This is a genomic window from Methanobrevibacter sp. (assembly GCF_045646205.1).
Taxonomy (GTDB): Archaea; Methanobacteriota; Methanobacteria; order Methanobacteriales; family Methanobacteriaceae; genus Methanocatella.
Genome location: NZ_JAZRKF010000047.1, coordinates 19770 through 37144 on the forward strand (window position 1 = coordinate 19770; position 17375 = coordinate 37144).

Here is a 17375-nt window from a genome sequence, read left to right on the forward strand (position 1 = left end):
TGCACTACACCAAAGTTAAATCTATCCTATCACCCAAAAACGGAATGAATCTTTATCGGGGCTGCACTCACGGCTGCATCTATTGTGATTCACGAAGTTTGATTTATCAAATCAACCATAAATTTGAAGATATAGAAGTAAAGGAAAACGCTCTGGAATTGCTTAAAAAGTCACTTAAAAATAAACGTCAGAAAGTTATGATCGGTACCGGTTCAATGGCTGATCCCTATATGCCCCTTGAAAAAAGAATAGAGTATACTAGAAACGCCTTAAAACTGATTTACAAATATGGACATGGATTTACATGCATTACAAAATCAGATTTGATTTTAAGAGATTTGGATTTGCTTAAAAAAATCAATGAAAAGAGCAAAGCCGTTGTTCAAATGACTCTGACAACGGCAGATGAAGATTTGTGCAAAGTTTTAGAACCCCATGTCTGTACAACCAAACGGCGCGTTGAAGTTTTAAAAACACTTAATGAGAACGGCATTCCAACTGTTGTTTGGCTATGTCCTATTTTACCCTTCATTAATGATAGTGAAGATAATATTAACGGCATAATAGATTACTGCATTGATGCCAATGTTAAAGGAATACTCTGCTTTGGCATGGGCATGACATTAAGGGAAGGAAACCGGGAATATTACTATGAAAAACTGGACGAAAACTTTCCAGGGCTTAAAAATAAATATATAACCCACTTTAAAAACAATTATCATGTTGCAAGTCCCTATAACGGAAAGTTAATGAAGATTTTCAATAAAAGGACCAGTGATGCAGGAATAATGAATGATTCGGATGAAATTTTCACTTATCTGAATGAATTACCGACAAAAAATACCACCAAACAAACCACATTATTTTAAAAACACCCCTATGAAAAATTAAAGTTAACTTTATAATAATCAAGTTTTTTAGATACTAAATCAATTAATTTAAATATTATTACGACCTAATTAATAATATCAAATAAAAATGATTTCAAAATCAAACCATATTGATTAAATTAAAAATTAATTGAGTGATAATATGACACAGATTAGTGATGCAAAAAAAGGCATTTTAACTGAAGAAATGAAACATGTTGCAAAAATAGAAAATGTTTCAGAAGATTTTATTTTAAAATCAGTAGCCAACGGGACTATTGTTATCCCAAGTAACGTTAACAGAGATATTGAAGCTGCAGGTATCGGTGCAGGACTTAGAACAAAAGTAAACGCAACTGTCGGAACATCCACAGATATTGTAAACTTTGATGAGGAAGTTGAAAAAGCACAAATTGCTATTGATAACGGCGCAGACTGTTTAATGGAATTAAGTATCGGCGGAGACTTAGATGTTATAAGAAACAGAGTACTTGACATGTCCCCGCTTCCAGTAGGATCCGTACCAGTTTATCAGGCAGCTATCGAAACCATAAGAGAAGAAGGTTCCGTTATCTACATGGATGAAGACGTATTGTTTAAAACCATTGAAAAACAGGCCAAAGACGGTATCGACTTCATGGCGGTCCACAGTAGTATTAACATCGAAACATTGACCAGACTCAAAAGACAAGGCCGTGTAACCGGACTTGTTTCAAGAGGCGGATCATTCATGTCCGGATGGATTGTAGAAAACGAAAAAGAAAATCCATTATATGAAAACTTCGATTACGTTTTAGAAATTGCAAAAGAACATGATGTCGTGCTTTCCCTTGCAAACGGTATGAGAGCAGGTTCAATTGCTGACTCAACAGACAGGGCACAAATACAAGAATTAATTATCTTAGGAGAATTGATTGACAGATCCCGTGAAGCCGGAGTGCAATGTATGATTGAAGGACCAGGACACATCCCAATTAACGAAATCCCTACAAACGTAATGATTCAAAAGAAAATGTGTTCAAATGCACCATTCTACATGTTAGGGCCTATTGTATGTGACGTAGCACCAGGTTATGACCACATCGTATCTGCAATCGGAGCAGCATCCTCTGCAAAAGCTGGAGCAGACTTTATCTGTTACGTAACCCCTGCAGAACACCTGGCACTTCCTTCCCCACAGGATGTGAAAGAAGGAGTTATTGCAACCAAAATAGGTGCTTATGCTGGAGATTTAGCTTCAGGTCAAATCGACGGTTCACAAGACTTGGCAATGGCTGAAGCAAGAAAAAGATTAGATTGGGAAGCACAATATGAATGTGCAATGTTTCCTGAAGCTGCACGTGCAAAAAGGGATGAAAGACCTCCTGAAGAAGAAGACACATGTACCATGTGCGGAAACTACTGTGCAGTAAAAATCGTTAACGAATGGTTGGATAAATCAGATTCTGACTTAATCAAATAGATTTTTTAATCTATTTCTTTTTTTATTTTTAAATATTATAATTAACATGTCACTAACTATAGAACTTTTTTGCGGGTGATATGATGGGAGAAAGTCAAGAAAAATTACTTGAAAAAATAGAAACTCTTGAAAATGAAAATAAAACATTAAAAGAAGAAAAATCAGAGAGTACTAAAAAATTAAGAAGTCTTGAAGCCAAGGAATTAAAGCAGAATGTCAGCAATCGCCAATTAGAAGGAAAAATCAAAGAATTAAAGGGAGAAATTAATTCCTTTAAAAAGACACCACTGATTCTTGCAACAATAACTGAAGTTTTTGATGACAAAAGAGTTGGAATCAGAGGCCATGTAGGTCATGATTTTGTTGTAACATATCCCGGATCAATTGATAAGGAAAAGGTTGTTGCCGGAGCAAGAGTGTCTCTTAATCAGGATACTTTAGCAGTTGTTGAAGTTCTTCCATCCAAAAAGGAAGCCGACATAATGGCAATGGAAATTGAAGAAAAGCCGGACATTGACTATGATGATATTGGAGGGCTTGAAAAAGCAATAGTTGAAGTAAAAGAAACCGTAGAACTTCCAATCAAAAAGCCGGAACTCTTTAAAGAGATTGGAATTGACCCACCTAAAGGAATTCTATTATACGGTCCTCCAGGAACAGGTAAAACATTGCTTGCAAAGGCCGTGGCCAACCAGACGGATTCAACATTTATAAAACTTGTGGCATCAGAATTTGTAAACAAATTTTTAGGAGAAGGAGCAAGATATGTAAGGCAGGTTTTCGAGCTTGCAAAAGAAAAAGCACCTGCAATAATATTTATAGACGAAATTGATGCAATAGGTGCAAAAAGAACCCACGAATCTCAGGGCGCAGACAGGGAAGTTCAGCGAACTTTAATGCAGTTGCTCTCAGAGCTGGACGGATTTGAATCAAGAGGCAACGTTGGAATAATAGCTGCAACAAATCGTCCGGACATATTGGATGATGCATTGATAAGGCCTGGAAGATTCGATAGAGCAATTGAAGTTCCTCTTCCAAATAAGGAAGGAAGAACAAAGATATTGGAAATTCACACACAAAAGATGAAAATTGATGAGGAAATCGATTTTGACTCAATAAGTGAATTGACTGAAGGATTTTCCGGAGCAGACCTTAAGGCAATATGTACTGAAGCAGGGATGTTTGCAATAAGAGCCGAGAGGAAAAAAATTATTTCAAAAGACTTTATGGATGCAATCGATAAGATTATTGAATCGGCTAAAATGTAATAAAAAAATTTAATCTTTTTATATTAATAAAAACATAATAAAGATATTAACTTATTTTTATGATAATTTTTTATTTAAATAACGGTGAATTAGATGACACATTGGATTGAAAATATAGCTAATGATTTAATTGAAAGAGATGTAGAAGAGCAGGTTATATCCAGTGGAACCTCAATATCCGGTTCAATACACATTGGAAACTCATGCGACATATTTATAGCAAATGCAATAGGCAAAAAAATAAGGGAAAAAGGCAAAAAGGCAAAAACAATCTGGATTGCAGACGATCACGATCCTTTAAGAAAAGTTCCGTACCCACTTCCTGAAGATTACGACAAATACCTTGGTATGCCATACTCCACAATACCATGTCCTGACGGATGCTGTGATAACTTTGTAGAACATTTCGAAAAACCATTATTAAACGTTATAGAAGACTATGGTATTGAAATGGAAGCTAAATCCGGTTTTGAAATGTATAAAAGTGGAGTTTATAATGATTACATAAGAACTGCCTTTGAACATGTTGATGAGATTAAGGAAATCTTCAACGAATACAGAAGAGAGCCATTGGCAGATGATTGGTTACCATATAATCCGATTTGTGATGAATGCGGACGTGTAAATACCACCTATGCTTATGATTACGATGGAGACATTGTTAAATACAGATGTGAATGTGGCCATGAAGGCGAAATGGACATTAAATCCGGAAACGGTAAATTAACCTGGAGAGTAGAATGGGCTGCAAGATGGAAAATATTCAAAACCACATGCGAACCCTTCGGAAAAGACCATGCTGCAAGCGGAGGGTCATATGACGTAAGTAGTGTGATTTCAGAAAAAATCTTTGGTTATCCTGCACCTTATCCTGTTCCATACGAATGGATTACTCTCGACGGTGAAGCAATGAGTAAATCACACGGAGTGTTCTTTGCACCTGAAGAATGGCTGAAAATTGGTCCTGCAGAAAGTCTTAACTACTATTTATTCAGGTCAAAACCTATGAAAGCAAAAGACTTCTCACCAAAAATGCCTTATTTAGATTTCATTGATCAGTTTGACAAAGTGGAAAAGGTATTCTATAATGAAGAGGAAGCTCCATCAGAAAAAGAAGATAAAAAATTCAGAGAAATCTATGAAATCGCTCAAATCCATACTGGTGAGCCACTTCCATTCAGACCTCCATTCAGATTCTTGGTTAACGCCTATCAAATAGCAGGCGATGATTTGGAAAAAATATTCGGAATCTTAAAAAGAAATGCGCAATTAACCAAAAGCTTTGAAGACAAGGAATTCAGTGATTTAAACGAAGCTGAAATGGCACAATACCAAGAACGTATTGACAACGTTAAATACTGGTTGGATACCTATGCTCCAAAATTCGTTAAATTCCAAGTTCAGGAAAAAAGCGTTCCTAAATTACCTCTTACCGAAGAGCAAGATCAATTCTTAAGTGATTTGGCAACATTAATTGAAACCACTGAATTTAAGGATGCAACCGAGTTACATGATGCAATGTATGAAATATTGGAAGGTCAAGGTTTAAAACCACAAAAAGGTTTCCAGGCAATCTATAAAATGATACTTGGTCAAAAACAAGGCCCTAGAGCAGCATCATTCTTATTATCACTAGATAAAGACTTTGTTGTTAAAAGACTTAGAAAAGAAGCTTAAATCAAGCTTCTAAATTCTTTTTTTATTAAGATACCATCATTATTGGAAACAATTTCATAATCTAATTTCTTAAATATTTCCAAAGCCAGATTATCTTCTTCCAAGGACACGTATGACGCCTTAAAGTCCAAATCAATAGCTATCTTTTCAAGCTGCTTAATTAACTTATAGGATAATTCCTCACGATTTTTCATTGAATCAATGAACAGGCTATTGATTTCAATGGATTCACCATCATAAACCTTAAAACTTGCACATCCAACAGTGGATTCATAATTATTTAAAAGTAAAACTACCTGAGGCTCATCCAAAACACATCCGAAGGATTTGCAAAACTCGACAAACCTTTCGTCTCTCTCATCAGTCACTATAACTTCCATCCTTGGCCTCCGTAGTATTTCCAACTTTTGCAAGTTCTTCGTCCCAAATTTCTGAATTGTTGCAGGTAAATTTTAAAAACAAGTCCCTGCATCTCAAATCATTTAAAACAACGACTTCAACATCATTGCATTTGAGTAAGTTTTCAGCACCCATAAGAGTAGTGTTTTCTCCTATCACCACTCTTGGAATGTTATAGAGTATCACTGCACCGGAACACATCGGACAGGGAGAAAGAGTTGTGTATAACGTGCATTTACGATAATCTTCATAATCAAGACGGCCTGCATTTTCAATTGCATCCATCTCAGCATGTAAAATCACGGAATCATTTTGAATCAGCCGGTTGTGACCTTTAGATATAACTTCACCATCTTTAACAAGGACAGCACCTATTGGAATGCCCCCTTCATCTAAAGATTTTTGAGCTTCCTTAATAGCTAATTCCATAAAATAAGAATCGTTATTCATAAAAAAAGAATTTTAGATGATTATTAATTAATCATCTTTATTTGAATCTGTCAAAGAATCCGCCTTTCTCGGATTTCTTTTCAGAATCGTTTTTTAATTTTTCAATCTGGTTTCTTAAATCAGCAATAGTCTTTTGAGATTCATTAGATAACTTATCATAATTGCTCTGCTTAATTTTTAACTCAGATTTAAGAGATACTATTTCATCTTTTAGTTTGTCAATGGATTTTTTAGCATTTTCGTCGACTTCTTCTTTATAGTCACCCATTTCAATGAGTTTTTTCCTTAAATCATCAACTTCTGCTCTGAGTTCTTCATTTTGCTTTTTAGCATCATCCAATTCATCATTAGATGTTTTTAAATCATCCCTTAAATTTTGATTAGTTCTTTCTAATTCATCAACGTCAGAAGCTTCTAAATTACGGATTTCTACTTCTAAAGATTTGATTTTTTCTTCATAATCATCTCTAATTGATTGCAATTCGGATTCCAATCTGTCACTTCTTGCTTTGCTAACTGCATTGTCTGCACCTAACTCACCAATACGATTACTTAAATCTTCATTAATATCTAGTTGATCATAATATTTTCTAGAAGTTTTATCTAAAGCATTAGTTAATTCAACTTTTACTGATTTCAAACTAGAATTTTCTTTTTTAAGGTCAGGGATAATAGTATTAGTTAAATAGTTTAATTCATTTGATTGATTTTTTAATTTTGATTCTTTTTCTTTTAACTCCTCTTTTAACTGAGCTAATTCAGAATCATCTTTTTTAGGCTCTTCAACAACCTCTTCTTCCACAGCTTCTTCTTCTGCAGGTTCCTCAGCAGCTTCTTCTACTGGAGGCATAGCTTCAGGAACAGGTTCCTCAACAACCTCCTCCTCTACAACTTCTTCTTCTGCAGGTTCCTCAGCAGCTTCTTCTACTGGAGGCATAGCTTCAGGAACAGGTTCCTCAACAACCTCTTCCTCCACAGCTTCTTCTTCAGCTGCTTCCTCAACAGTTTCTTCCACAACAGCCTCTTCAACCGGTTCTTCTACGGTTTCTTCAACTGGAGGCATAGCTTCAGGAACAGGTTTTTTATCTTCTTTTTTCACTTCAACAGTAGTTGAAGATCCTTTTTTAGAATTATTACCTAATTTAGTAAAATCTAACTTTATTTTATTTCCATACAATTTATTTACTGGTTCGTCAGCCATTATATCACCACTAAAAGCAATGAAAAATTTTTCAAATTCGACAGTCTATGTAACATAAACATTTCTTTTTTAATATATTTAAACCTTATTTAAATGTACAAATTTTCATATATAAACGATTGATTTTTTCACAGATGTGCACTTCCCTAAATTTAATATAGTTCGAAATATACATATAATAACTAACTAATTTTAAAAAAACCACGGCGATAATATGGATTATTTTGATAGATTAGAAGCTGAAACACATAAATTATATGAAATAGCTAATGAAGCCCGCTCAAAAGGGCTTGATGTTGAGACAAAAACAGAAGTTCCATTAGCAAAGGATTTAGCTGAAAGAGTTGAAGGGCTTGTTGGTCCGGAAGGCGTAGCTAAACGTATTAAGGAATTGGAAGCAAATATGTCAAGGGAAGAAGTTGCTTTTGAAATAGCAGCTGAAATCGCATCAGGCAAATTTGAACTGACCGGCGAAAAGGCAGATTATGATGAGGAACAAAGATGCGACCAGGCTTTAAGAACCGCTCTTGCAATTTTAACAGAAGGAGTGGTAGCAGCTCCTTTAGAAGGTATTTCACAGGTCAAAATTAAAAATAATCCAGATTCATCAAAATATATTGCCGTTTATTTTGCAGGACCTATCAGAAGCGCCGGAGGTACTGCTGCTGCACTTGCGGTATTGCTTGGAGATAAAATTAGAAGAGCTATCAACATTGATGAATTCAAACCTATTGAAGATGAAATAGAACGTTATGTTGAAGAAGTTGAACTTTACGAATCTGAAGTTACCAACCTCCAGTATTCACCTACCCCTGAAGAAGTGAGATTTGCTGCAAATCACATTCCCGTTGAAGTTACCGGTGAACAGACTGATGCTGTTGAAGTGTCACACAGGGATTTGGAACGTGTGGAAACAAATAACATCCGTGGTGGAGCATTGTTGGCTATGGTTGAAGGAGTTATTCAGAAATCCAAAAAAATTCATAAAATTTCAAATACATTAGGTCTTAACTGGGAATGGCTCACAGAATATTCCAAGCCTAAAAAGGAAGAATCCTCCGATTCATCTGAGGAATCCGAAATCGTCCATGAACCTAAATACATTCAGGATATTATCGGCGGAAGACCTGTTTTAGGCCATCCTTCCGAAAAGGGAGGCTTCAGATTAAGATACGGCAGATCCAGAAATACCGGCCTTGCTACAATGGGAGTTCACCCGGCAACAATGGCACTCCTCGAGTTTTTGGCTGTAGGAACACAGCTTAAAATCGAATATCCCGGTAAGGGAAACTGTGTAGTTCCAGTGGATTCCATTGAAGCGCCTACCGTCAAGCTCAAAAACGGCGATGTTGTAATCATCAACAGCGTCAAGCAGGCCAGGGAACTCAAAAAGGATGTTGTTGAAATCTTATTTTTAGGAGACATGCTTGTTGCGTTCGGTGAATTTTTAAGAAACAACCAGCCGTTATATCCGTCAGGATGGTGTGAAGAATGGTGGATTGGACTTTTAAAGCAAAGTGAAAACTACTCAGAAGACGATGGCCTTGATTTGGGCCGTCTTGAATATGATTATCTTCCGGCCAAGGAAGCATTCGAATTATCAAAAAAATACAATATTCCTCTCCATCCAAAATACACATACTGCTATAATGACGTGACGATAGAGGATTTAAACTCATTATATGATTTACTGATGGAAGGCAAAGGCACCTACAGCAATGAGGAAGGACTTAAATTAAAGTTATCATATCCCAAAAGAACTCTTGAAATGATTGGTGTGCCACATATTGTAAGAGACAATCAGATAATAATCGATGCAGATAACTCATTTGCACTTCTTGCAACATTAACTGATAGGTTACCTAAAAAAGATACTACAATTGAAGCTTTAAATGAAATAACAGATATAGAAATTAAAAACAAGGCCCCAGCTTATATCGGTACCCGTGTAGGAAGGCCTGAAAAATCAAAGGAAAGATTAATGAAACCTGCACCTCACGGACTCTTCCCGATTGGAAATTATGGCGGAGCTCAAAGGCTTGTTGCAAATGCCGCTAAAAAAGGTACAATAGAAGTTGAACTGTCAAGAAGAAAATGTACCAATCAGGACTGCAGGCTGATGTCATTCAGTTCAATCTGTCCTAAATGTGGTGCTCCGACTGAAATGGGAAAACCTGAACATAAAAAAATCAACCTGTCATCAATGCTTAAAAAGGCTTCAGATAACGTTAACGTAAGAAAAGTTGATAAATTCAAAGCAGTTGTAGGTATGATTTCAGAGTCCAAACTCCCGGAACCATTGGAAAAGGGAATATTAAGGGCTAAAAATGAAGTATTTACATTTAAAGACGGTACAATACGTCACGATTCAACAGATTTACCGCTGACCCATTTCATCCCTAAAGAAATTGGTGTGAGTGTTGAAAAGCTTTTGGAAATGGGCTATGAACATGACTGCTATGGAAAACCTATTGAAAATGAAAATCAGATTATTGAACTTAAGGTTCAGGATGTAGTCATTTCCAACAACTGTGCCGATTATCTGATTAATACAGCACATTTCATTGATGATGAACTGACCAAGTTATATGGAATGGAAAGCTTTTATAATGTTAAAACCAAAAGCGATTTGATTGGTCATCTGATTGCGGGACTTGCTCCCCACACATCTGCCGGAGTTTTAGGCCGTATTGTCGGTTTTACAAAAGCTTTAGGATGTTATGCTCACCCATACTTTCACTCAGCAAAACGTAGAAACTGTGACAGTGACGAAGATGCAGTGATGCTGCTGTTGGATGCTTTAATTAACTTTTCAAAAACATATTTACCTAATACCCGTGGAGGAAGTATGGATGCTCCACTGGTTTTATCTTCAAGAATTGACCCTGAAGAGATTGATGATGAATCACACAACCTGGACATTTATGAACGCTTCCCTGTTGAATTTTATGACAGAACAAAGGATCCTTTAAAGCCGGCTGAAGTTCTGGACCTGATTGACAATGTAGAAAAGCATTTGGGAACTCCTGAACAGTATGAGGGACTGATGTTTTCCCATCATACCTCAAGCATTCACTCAGGACCAACGCTCTGTCTTTACAAACGATTGCCGTCAATGAAAGAGAAAGTGGAAGCTCAAATCGAACTTGCTGAAAAAATCAGAGCTGTTGATCAGCGGGACGTTGTTCAAAGAGTACTGTCCTCACATTTCCTGCCGGACATTATGGGTAACTCCAGAGCATTTTCCAAACAGAAGGTAAGATGTACAAAGTGCAATTCAAAATACAGAAGAATACCTTTAACCGGAAAATGTACAAAATGCGGCGGAAACCTAATCCTTTCAGTTTCAAAAGGATCAGTTCAAAAATACCTTGGAATTTCCCAGGACCTTGTTAACAGATACCCAGTATCACCATACCTAAAACAGCGTCTGGAAATTCAGGAATTTGGTATTAATTCACTGTTTGAAAGTGATAAATCCAAACAAAGTTCCCTAGACCTGTTCTTCTAGAGGCACCAATACTCTTCAAATGCTCTAGGACAAGTCTGAATTAATATATTTAATAAAATTAAAATTGCAGTACCTCTGTAAAATAATGTTCGTATTAATACGAACAATATTTATACATGTATTTACTAATAGTATAATTAAGTGATTAGTAGTAGATAGCTTGCCCTATCTCTTATTTTTACTAGTCAAAATTTAATGGAAAATGGTGTGTTAAATGGAAAGAAGTTCAGAAATTGCAAATAATTTAAATAAATCCGTTAAAATTAACGTTGAAAAAAATAACGGAATTAGAGAAAGATTCAGTTATGAAAAATTATTAAAATCATTAATAATGGTGGAAACCCCATTCTTTGAATCTGATAAAATCGTAGCTACAGTTGTATCATCATTATATGATGGAATAACTACAAAAGAAATTAAAAAAATTGTATATGAATGTTTAGAAGACATTGATGGTGAAATTGCAAACAAATACCTAGCAAGCACCCAATTAAAAGTACGTACTTCAAGAGATACTATCGAAGCATTCGATTTATCCAAAATCGCAAACACTTTAATTGAAGAAACCGGTGCAAGCCAGGAAACTGCTTTTGAAATTGCAACTGAAACCTGGAAAGAACTCAAAAAATTAAACGTTGAATACTTAACCGCTCCAATGATCAGGGAAATGGTTAACACTAAACTTATCGAATACGGATTAGAAGATTTAAGAAGCCGTTACACCCGTTTAGGTATTCCTGTTTATAACATTACCTCTTTAATCGAAAACGGTAACAGAGATAATGCTAACATGATTCACAACCCTGAAAGTATCCACAAACATGTTGCTGATGAAGCATTAAAACAATACGCATTACTCAAAATGCTTCCGGCAAGACTGGCTGATGCACACATGTCTGGAGACATTCACATTCACGATTTGGAATTCTTCGCAGGAAGACCTTTAAACTGTATGCAGCACGATATCAGAACATTCATCAAATACGGACTTAAAGTAGACGGTACAGGTGACCACACATCCATTGCAGGTGCACCAAACCACATGGAAACTTTAATGAACCACACTGGAGAAATCATGCTTGCAGCACAGCAAAACATGTCCGGCGGACAGGGAATGTCCCTCTGGAACGTATTTGTAGCTCCATTTGCAAGAGGAAGAACCTACGAAGAAATCAAACAGTCCGTTCAAATGCTTGTTTACAACTTGAACATGGCTTACGCAGCTCGTGGATCCCAAGTGCCATTCACAAGTATGGCATTGGAATTCGGTGTTCCAAACTTCCTGAAAGATGAAACCGCATACGGACCAAAAGGAGAAGTTGTCGGAACTTACGCAGACTTCGAAGAAGAAACCAGATTAATCCAAAGAGCATTTACTGAAACCTTACTTGCAGGAGACAATGAAGGAAAACCTCATTTATTCCCAAATACCATTTACACATTACGTGAAGAAACAATGACCAGCGAATATGAAGAAGATATCCGCTTAGTTCACGAATTATCCGCAAAATACGGTTCATCATACTTCGTAAACATGTTAGCTGACTACAGAGGAGACATGGCTAACTACATGGGATGCAGAACCTGTTTACAAGATAACTGGACTGGTGACTGGGATCAAGACTGTTTAAGAACAGGTAACCTTGCATACGTTACTCTAAACCTCCCAAGAATCGGTTACCAATCCAAAGACGAATCCCAAGTATTCGAATACTTAGATGAATACATGGATTTAGCTACTGAAACATTAATGCTTAGAAGAGAACAAGGTTTAAAATGTTTAAACGATTTCCACATTTTACCATTCTTAAAACAAAAAGTAGCAGAAGATTCATACTACAGAATCCAGAACTCAACCTTATCATTCGGTTTTGTCGGACTTAACGAAATGTTACTCTCATTATTCGGTGCAGGAATTGAAAACCCGGATGCAAACAAATTCGGTATCAAATGTCTTGAATACATTAATGAAAGAGCCAACAAATTAAAAGAAGAAACCGGACTCAGATGGTCTGTTTTACAAACTCCTGCAGAATCTACCGCTTACAGATTTGCAACTCTCGATAAAAAACAATTCGGAGACCAAGCTATCGTACAGGGTGACGGAAACGCTAACTACTACACAAACTCCTCACACGTACCTGTAGACACTTCTGCATCATTGATTGAAAAAATCAAAATAGAAGAACAGTACCACCCATTAACTCCTGGTGGACACATTTTCCATGCATTCATGGGTGAATCATACTCCGATCCTGATTCATTAATGAGTTTAACAAATAAAATTGCAAGAAAATCCGATATCGGATTCTGGGCTTACAGTTCAGCTTTAAGTTTCTGTTTAAAATGTAAAACCTTAATGAAAGGATTGAATCACACTTGCCCAAGCTGCGGTGAAAGCGAAGATGTGGAATGGTATGACAGAATTACCGGTTACGTACAACAGGTAGGTCGTGCAAAATCTGCATCAGGCGGTTGGAACCCAGGTAAACGTCAAGAATTAATTGACAGAAGAAGATTTGAAGATAACTAATTACAGTTATCTTTCACACCATTTTTTTAAACACCAACATCATCACTTATTATTCAAAAAATTTTAATATCCTAATATTAATACTATTAACTAGGTGTTAAAATGGATAAAAAAACAATCATTTTATTAATAGCCATTATAGCAATTATTCTTGTTGCGGGAGCATTGTTCATGACCAATACTCTCAAACAGCAACCGAAAATTGATATTGTAACCAACGGTACAGTTCATACAAATACTACCTTTCTAGTTAAATCAACTGCCTCAAACAATACCTCACTTGCAAATGAAAATATTTCCATTGAAATTATTGATAACAAATCAAATACCGTTATTAATGAGGAAGTAAAAACCAATGAGCGCGGTGAAGCAGCCATAGAACTTACCAATATTTCAGAGGGAAATTATACTGTAAATGTTACTTTTGAAGGCAATGATGAATTCAAAGAATGTATTGTCGAAGAAGAATTGGAAATCGTTAATGATACTCCAGAAGACACGACCCCAGAAGATACCTCAACAGTTGTTGATGAGGGCGCATATTACAGTGAACAGGCAGGAAGAACGATTTATACTGGAGAAGTTGAATTAGCTCCAGATGGCCACTACTGGAAACATATGGGCCATAATGAATGGGTAAAAATTGATTAATTACCTTTTCATTTTCTTATTTTTTTAAAATCAAATTTTCAAAAATTGACAAAAAATGTCAAAAAACTAAAAGTATATTAATATCTTCAAATATAAATTATACTATTATCATATCACTGATGATAATTTATTTTCACACTCTATGTTACTAGTATTTATGGGCTTTTTTGATACTAGGTAGCTGATAACATAGACTTAATTAATACCCAGTGCATTAATAAATCGAGGTAATTAAAATGCAAAGATCAAGAGGATTTAAAAGCAGATCAAGAAAAAAATTAACTAAAGTTGAAAGAAAAGGAAGAACTAATCCTATCACTAACAGATTCCAAAAATTTGAAGAAGGAGATTTAGTTCACATTATTATTAATCCAAGTATTCAAAAAGGTCAGCCACACTCAAGATTCCATGGTAAAACCGGTAAAATCATTGGAACCAAAGGTAAAGCTTACTTAGTAGCTTTAAAAGAAGGAAACAAAGCAAAAGAATTAATTGTTAGACCTGACCACTTAAAATTACAAAACTGATTTAAATGATTGGTAAAAACGTCATTAAAAAAGAGGAAATCACTGGAGTTGAAGTTAAAGAGACTCTCGAAGAATTTTCTCAAGAATATGAATTGAATTATGAACAGAATGTAACTTTAAATCATCTTGTGAGATTTCCAAGATTCTCTCTTGAAGATTCTCAAAAAATCATTGATGAACTTGAAGAAAAGCTCGGATTAAGACACAAAGTTGCAGTTCAAATCGTTAATTTAATTCCAAAAGATGATGATGATTTAAGATTGATATTCGCAAAAGAACCAACTCAAGTTGATAAAGAAGAGCGAGATCAAATTTTAGAAATCTTAAATCAATATTTCCCTGAAGAATAGTTACTTACTATTCTTTTCAATACTTTTTTTAACTTACTTATTTTTAGATATATTTATTACTATTAAACTTTAAAATAAATATTAGATTTTTAAAAAATAGTGAAGTGATATTATGGATAAAAGAAATAACAAAAGAAAAAACCCACCTCAAAAGACTGAAGACAATGCAGTCATATTGGATTATCTTAGTTTAGGATATGTACAGTCTGACATGTCTAAGTTTAAAGGAAAAGCTATTGCTCAAGCTATTGGTACTGATTACTTCACTTTACTGGAATTGGCTCCGAAAAACGGAGTTGATTTAGAAATTCAAGATACTGTCTACATTGGAAAAGGCAAAAGAGACAAAATCTACAGAGTCCTTGGAAAATTAGACTTTGAAAACCTCACTGCTACAAGCAGAATCGAACTTGAATACGCAATTAAAGACATTGTTATTTCAAGAGAAGAAGAATTCGTTGACTTTTTTAACACCGCAGGTCCTGTTAACACAAGATTACATAAACTTGAGTTACTTCCGGGAATCGGTAAAAAATACATGTGGGAAATTATCGAAGAGCGCAAGAAAAAAGAATTTGAAAGCTTTGAAGATATAAGCCAGAGAGTTCCTGCAATATCTGACCCTGTTGGAATGATTGTCAATCGTGTAAAACAGGAACTGGATACAACAACCGTTAAAAAAGGTAAACAAAAATATTATTTATTTACCCCTATTCCTAGAAGCTCTCAAAGCAGGAATAAAAGATAAAAGTGATAACTTGAATGGTGAAGGCAGCGAATCCTTATCTAAAACAACCAAATCTATTCTCAATAAACATGGAATACGGTTAAACAAAAATCTTGGACAGAATTATTTAATTGATAAAAATAAACGTGATCAAATAATTAATTTTGGAAAGCTAACCAAGGAAGATGTTGTTTTGGAAATTGGTGCTGGAATCGGTACACTTACAATAGAATTAGCTAAAAGAGCTAAAAAAGTAATAGCTATCGAACAGGATTCAAATATTTGTGAAATATTGAATCAGCGTTTGAAAAATGAAAAAATTGATAATGTAGAACTCATTAACGAAGATGCATTGAAAATTGAATTTCCAAAGTTCAATAAAATAGTATCTAATCTACCTTATCAAATATCATCACCCATTACATTCAAATTTCTTGATTATGATTTTGACCTGGCCGTTTTAATGTATCAGAAGGAATTCGGCGATAGAATGAACGGAGAAGTTGGAAGCAAAAACTATTCAAGGCTTTCAGCAATGCTTTATTTTAAATGTGACATCAATCCACTAACTGAGGTCAGCTGCGAAAGCTTTTTACCAAAACCGAAAGTTGACTCCATTGTCGTTGGACTGACACCGAAGGAATCTGAATTAACAAGAGAAGAATTCAATGTCTATTCAAAGTTTACAAAAGCACTCTTCCAGCACAGAAATAAAAAAATCAGAAATGCCTTAATTGATTCCAGACATATCATAAGCAATCTGGACAAAAAAGAAATCAAAAGACGGCTGAATGATATTGATGACGAAAAGCTGAATGATTATCTGACCAAAAGGGTTGTTGTACTCACTCCCGAAGAGATTTTATTTATTTCAAAAGAACTGAACCCTATTTTTAATGATTGATATGGACTTTATAATTAATACACATGAAAACGTTTATGTTCCGGCCGAGGACAGTTATCTTCTTGCCGAGAATCTTGAAATCAAAAGAGGACAAAGCGTTTTGGAAATCGGTACGGGCTCCGGAATCGTTGCAATGTATGCATCAAAATTAACGGACAAGGTAACTGCAACGGACATCAATTTTGACGCCATCACACTTGCAGAATCAAATTTTAAAGAAAATAACATCGATAATATAGAATTGCTCTTTGGAAATCTCTTTGAGCCTGTGAAAAATAGAAAGTTTGATGTAATTCTATTCAATACTCCATATCTACCTACCGAAGAAGGCGAAGTTATAGACGACACTATAAATTATGCATTTGACGGTGGATTAAATGGAAGGAAAGTTATAGACCGATTCATTAATGAAGTTTCAAATTATCTAAACGATAAAGGAATTGTCCAGATGATCCAATCCTCACTTTCAAACAATGACAGAACATTGGATATGTTTGACAGCAGGGGATTTGTTGCTGAAATAGCTAAAAGTGAGAGTTTTTTCTTTGAAGAGATTGTTTTGATTAATGCTTACAAAATCTAATGATAAATGATTCACATAGCTTAATCAATATTTATAAAATCTAACTGATAAAATGAAATCCAATAAAGATAAATTAAATAAAGATTTAAGTAGTGCAGAATTTAAGGAATACTATTTTTTAAAGGAAGAATTAAAGGAATTCTGCAGAAATGAAGGATTGCAGCTTAGTGGAAGCAAAAGCCAATTGGAAGAAAGAATCATTTACTATCTGGATACTGGCAAATCCTTAGATGATTCAAAAAAAGTAAAAAAAGAAGATAAAC

Annotated in this window: 16 protein-coding genes; 13 read left to right on the top strand and 3 right to left on the bottom strand. The window is 35.1% G+C overall.

The window, feature by feature from the left end:
* Positions 1-44: 44 nt before the first annotated feature.
* From ACKI44_RS08665 to lysS, 4 genes are all read left to right on the top strand, one after another.
* Positions 45-869 (top strand): SPL family radical SAM protein, encoded by an 825-nt coding sequence (locus tag ACKI44_RS08665; protein WP_407423496.1) that lies wholly within the window; start codon positions 45-47, stop codon positions 867-869.
* Positions 870-1032: 163 nt separating this feature from the next.
* On the top strand, positions 1033-2331 hold the full coding sequence (gene thiC, locus ACKI44_RS08670; protein WP_407423498.1) for a phosphomethylpyrimidine synthase: 1299 nt from the start codon (positions 1033-1035) through the stop codon (positions 2329-2331).
* Between the two features lie 83 nt (positions 2332-2414).
* Complete coding sequence (locus tag ACKI44_RS08675; RefSeq protein WP_407423500.1) at positions 2415-3599, top strand: proteasome-activating nucleotidase; 1185 nt, start codon at positions 2415-2417, stop codon at positions 3597-3599.
* A gap of 93 nt (positions 3600-3692) precedes the next feature.
* Entirely contained in the window at positions 3693-5276 is a 1584-nt protein-coding gene (lysS, locus tag ACKI44_RS08680; RefSeq protein WP_407423502.1) for a lysine--tRNA ligase, read from the top strand.
* Here lysS and ACKI44_RS08685 read toward each other — a convergent pair.
* The 3 genes from ACKI44_RS08685 to ACKI44_RS08695 are packed head-to-tail and all read right to left on the bottom strand — an operon-like array spanning position 5273 to position 7326.
* The gene (locus tag ACKI44_RS08685; RefSeq protein WP_407423504.1) at positions 5273-5656 is read right to left on the bottom strand and encodes a hypothetical protein; all 384 of its coding nucleotides are present in this window, start codon (positions 5654-5656) and stop codon (positions 5273-5275) included. The genes lysS and ACKI44_RS08685 overlap by 4 nt on opposite strands.
* Positions 5637-6125, bottom strand: coding sequence for a nucleoside deaminase (locus ACKI44_RS08690; protein WP_407423506.1), 489 nt, complete (start codon positions 6123-6125; stop codon positions 5637-5639). The genes ACKI44_RS08685 and ACKI44_RS08690 overlap by 20 nt, the downstream gene beginning before the upstream one ends.
* A 37-nt stretch (positions 6126-6162) precedes the next feature.
* On the bottom strand, positions 6163-7326 hold the full coding sequence (locus tag ACKI44_RS08695; protein WP_407423508.1) for a coiled-coil domain-containing protein: 1164 nt from the start codon (positions 7324-7326) through the stop codon (positions 6163-6165).
* 214 nt (positions 7327-7540) lie between these two features.
* On the opposite strand from ACKI44_RS08695, the gene polC reads away from it, so the two are divergent.
* The 9 genes from polC to ACKI44_RS08740 form a co-directional block, all read left to right on the top strand.
* A complete protein-coding gene (polC, locus tag ACKI44_RS08700) occupies positions 7541-10837 on the top strand; it encodes a DNA polymerase II large subunit (protein ID WP_407423510.1) in 3297 nt (1098 codons plus the stop codon).
* Between the two features lie 214 nt (positions 10838-11051).
* Positions 11052-13370: an anaerobic ribonucleoside-triphosphate reductase gene (nrdD, locus tag ACKI44_RS08705; RefSeq protein WP_407423512.1), complete on the top strand. Its 2319-nt coding sequence runs from the start codon at positions 11052-11054 to the stop codon at positions 13368-13370.
* A 102-nt stretch (positions 13371-13472) separates the two neighbouring features.
* Positions 13473-14021, top strand: a complete 549-nt coding sequence (locus ACKI44_RS08710) for a hypothetical protein (RefSeq protein WP_407423514.1) — start codon at positions 13473-13475, stop codon at positions 14019-14021.
* A gap of 236 nt (positions 14022-14257) precedes the next feature.
* The gene (locus tag ACKI44_RS08715) at positions 14258-14548 is read left to right on the top strand and encodes a 50S ribosomal protein L21e (protein ID WP_296797454.1); all 291 of its coding nucleotides are present in this window, start codon (positions 14258-14260) and stop codon (positions 14546-14548) included.
* A 5-nt stretch (positions 14549-14553) separates the two neighbouring features.
* The gene (locus ACKI44_RS08720; RefSeq protein ID WP_303737695.1) at positions 14554-14898 is read left to right on the top strand and encodes an RNA polymerase Rpb4 family protein; all 345 of its coding nucleotides are present in this window, start codon (positions 14554-14556) and stop codon (positions 14896-14898) included.
* Between the two features lie 112 nt (positions 14899-15010).
* Complete coding sequence (locus ACKI44_RS08725) at positions 15011-15646, top strand: DUF655 domain-containing protein (protein ID WP_407423517.1); 636 nt, start codon at positions 15011-15013, stop codon at positions 15644-15646.
* Between the two features lie 10 nt (positions 15647-15656).
* Positions 15657-16529 carry a 16S rRNA (adenine(1518)-N(6)/adenine(1519)-N(6))-dimethyltransferase RsmA gene (gene rsmA / locus ACKI44_RS08730; RefSeq protein ID WP_407423519.1) on the top strand — a complete coding sequence of 291 codons (873 nt, stop codon included), beginning with the start codon at positions 15657-15659 and terminating at the stop codon, positions 16527-16529.
* The gene (locus tag ACKI44_RS08735) at positions 16522-17112 is read left to right on the top strand and encodes a HemK2/MTQ2 family protein methyltransferase (protein WP_407423521.1); all 591 of its coding nucleotides are present in this window, start codon (positions 16522-16524) and stop codon (positions 17110-17112) included. The genes rsmA and ACKI44_RS08735 overlap by 8 nt, the downstream gene beginning before the upstream one ends.
* Positions 17113-17164: 52 nt before the next feature.
* Positions 17165-17375: SAP domain-containing protein (locus tag ACKI44_RS08740; protein WP_407423523.1), on the top strand; the 211-nt coding region annotated here is incomplete at its 3' end.